Raw genomic sequence first — 3,042 nt, 5'->3', positions numbered from 1 at the left:
CGGCGACGTGGTCTGGATCGGGAACTGGGGTGACGACGAGCGAAGCGAGGAGATACGCGAGTTCTTCGTGGAACCGGTGCGCAGACTTGGCCTGAAGGGGATGGTGTACGGCGTCCGCTATCCCGACAAAGCGTTGAGGCTCTTGAGCGAGGCCGGGATCGGCTACGGAGGGTGGCTTCCCAACTTCGAGGTCCCCAAGGTGTTCAACCGCTTCCGGATGACGGTGCATATTCCGCGACGCCCCTACGTTACGGCGCTCCCCGGCATCCCAACCATCAGGCCGTTCGAGGCGCTGGCCTGCGGCATCCCGCTCTTGTCGGCTCCCTGGGAGGACACCGATGGGCTCTTCGCCGCCGGCAAGGATATCCTCTTTGCCCAAGACGGGGCCGAGATGGAAAAACTGATGCAAGCGCTGCTCGATCAACCACGCAGAGCCCGCCAGCTCGCCACCCACGGACGCATGACCATCCTGGCACGGCACACCTGCGGGCACCGAATAGACCAGCTGATGGTGATCTGCCGGGAACTCGGCTTGAAGGATACCCTCTGCGCTCCCCGTCCCTTGGCTGCCGGGATGGGAGCAGAGCATGTCGCTCCGTAAAGGATGCTTCCGCTGGGGGGCCAGCGTCAGCCTCCTAACCCCCTTCGTCCTTTGCTCCTCGATCTGAACGGGGGGGACGGGGTAGCACTGCAGCGAAACACGAGGCTTCATCGAGCTGGATACCCCGGCTCCCCCTCCCTAACCCTCCCCCTTCGGGAGAGGGGACTTAAACCTGTTGGAAATCACAGAGGGAAAAAGATCGATATGGGCGCATCTCTCAACATAGCTTTTTTCGCCTCCAGCCTGGTCTCCTCCTATTGGAACGGGGCAGCCACCTACTACAGGGGCCTTGTGCGGGCGCTGCACGGGCTCGGGCACCGGGTTACCTTCTACGAGCCCGACGCCTATGAGCGCCAGGCCCATCGGGACATGGATGACCCGGAGTGGGCCAAGGTCGTCGTTTATCCCGCCACTGAAACCGGCGTCTTCCGATCCTTGCAGGCTGCCAGGGGAGCCGACCTGGTGGTGAAGGCGAGCGGGGTGGGGGTCTTCGACGAGTTGCTGGAACGCGAGGTGCTGCAGCTCAAGCGGGAAACGACGCGGGTGATCTTCTGGGATGTGGACGCCCCGGCCACCCTGGAGAGGATCCACAACAACCAGCAGGATCCCTTCCGTCGGTTGATCCCCCAGTACGACCTGGTGCTGACCTACGGCGGTGGCGACCCCATCGTCGACGCCTACCGCTCCTTCGGCGCCAAGACCTGCGTACCGATCTACAACGCGCTTGATCCGGACACCCATTTCCCGGTTCCCCCCAATCCGCGCCTGAAGGCGGACCTGTCCTTTCTCGGTAACCGGTTGCCGGACCGCGAGGAGAGGGTGGAGGAGTTTTTCCTCAAGGTGGCCGAGCGGCTCCCGTCCAAGCGCTTCCTCTTGGCGGGGGCGGGGTGGGGCGACAAGGCGAGGTCCGCCAACGTCGGCTATCTTGGACACCTGGGGACCAGGGACCACAATGCCTTCAACTGCAGCCCCATGGCCATCCTCAACATCAGCCGGTCGTCCATGGCGAGGAACGGCTTCTCCCCAGCCACCCGGGTGTTCGAGGCGGCGGGGGCAGGCGCCTGCGTGATCACCGACAAGTGGGAAGGGATAGAAGAATTCTTCGAGCCGGGACGTGAAATCCTGGTGGCCGCCAACGGTGCGGAGGTCGTTGAGATTCTTTCCGGCTTACGCCCCGCCACGGCCTCAGCCGTCGGTGCCCGCGCGCTCTCACGCGTGCGCGCCCAGCACACCTACGCGCATCGCGCACGGCAGTTCGAGGAGGTCATAGAAAAAGGGTGAAGTTCCGGATCTGACTGGTTTTTTTCCGTTTCTTCGTCAGAATGTCCCCTCTCCCGGAGGGCGAGGGGCTGGTCGGAGGGAATAGATACTAGTAACGAAGAGTACTTGGGAGGGCTGTCATGAACATTGTGGTCTTTGGATTGTCGATAACCTCCTCCTGGGGGAACGGGCATGCCACCACCTACCGCGGATTGCTGCGGGAGATGGCGAAACGAGGGCACAGTGTGCTGTTCCTGGAGAGAGACGCCGCTTGGTACGCGGCCAACCGGGACCTGCCTCATCCTCCCTACTGCCGGACCGCCATCTATTCTTCCTTTCCAGCCCTGCTCGCGGAGTACGCGGAAGAGATCTGCGAGGCCGATTGCGTCATGGTCGGCTCCTACGTGGAGCAGGGGGTCGAGATAGGCGACTGGGTAACGGAAAATGCCAGGGGGATCACTGCATTCTACGACATCGACACGCCGGTTACCTTGGCCGCCCTGGAGGCGGGGAGGTGCAGGTACCTTTCGGCCGACCTGATCTCCCGCTACCATCTCTATCTCTCCTTCACCGGCGGCCCGATCCTGAGCGAAATTGAGCGGATCTACCGCTCGCCAGCAGCCCGGCCGCTCTACTGCTCGGTGGATCCCGAGGTGCATTACCCGCTGGCGCAAGCACCCTGCTGGGATCTTGGCTACCTCGGCACCTACAGTAAGGACCGGCAGCCGGGCCTGGAACTGCTGCTCTGCATACCTGCCTCCCAGTGGCAGCAAGGACGTTTCGTGGTGGCCGGCCCGCAGTATCCTGCCGAGATCAGGTGGCCGGAGAACACCGAGCGAATCGACCATCTCCCCCCCGAGAGCCACCGCGGCTTCTACTGTTCGCAGCGCTTTACCCTCAACCTCACCAGGAAGTTCATGCAGGCAGCCGGCTATTCACCGAGCGTTCGCCTCTTCGAGGCCGCCGCCTGCGCGGTCCCGGTGATAAGCGACCGGTGGGCCGGGCTGGAAGAGTTTTTCGTTCCGGAGAAGGAGATCCTGATCGCCTCCAGTTCGGACGAGATGCTCGACATCCTGCAAGGTTTCCCGGAGAAAGAGCGGCAGGCCATCGGGGAGCGTGCACGGCAGCGGGCCCTCAGTTCGCATTCGGCCGCACGGCGCGCGGAGGAGCTGGAGCGTTAC

The 3,042-nt window shown here is 63.3% G+C and carries 3 protein-coding genes; all 3 read left to right on the top strand.

Features of this window, described 5'->3' with window-relative positions:
* The coding region (locus VJ604_RS05795) for a CgeB family protein (protein WP_324080567.1) at window positions 1-601 on the top strand (601 nt) is incomplete at its 5' end.
* Window positions 602-805: 204 nt separating this feature from the next.
* Window positions 806-1,882 carry a CgeB family protein gene (locus VJ604_RS05790; RefSeq protein WP_324080565.1) on the top strand — a complete coding sequence of 359 codons (1,077 nt, stop codon included), beginning with the start codon at window positions 806-808 and terminating at the stop codon, window positions 1,880-1,882.
* Between the two features lie 119 nt (window positions 1,883-2,001).
* Window positions 2,002-3,042, top strand: a 1,041-nt coding sequence (locus tag VJ604_RS05785; protein ID WP_324080563.1) for a CgeB family protein, incomplete at its 3' end; no start/stop codon positions are given.

Source organism: Geomonas sp. (assembly GCF_035254065.1).
Classification (GTDB): domain Bacteria; phylum Desulfobacterota; class Desulfuromonadia; order Geobacterales; family Geobacteraceae; genus Geomonas.
This window is presented reverse-complemented; position numbering and strand designations above follow the sequence as displayed.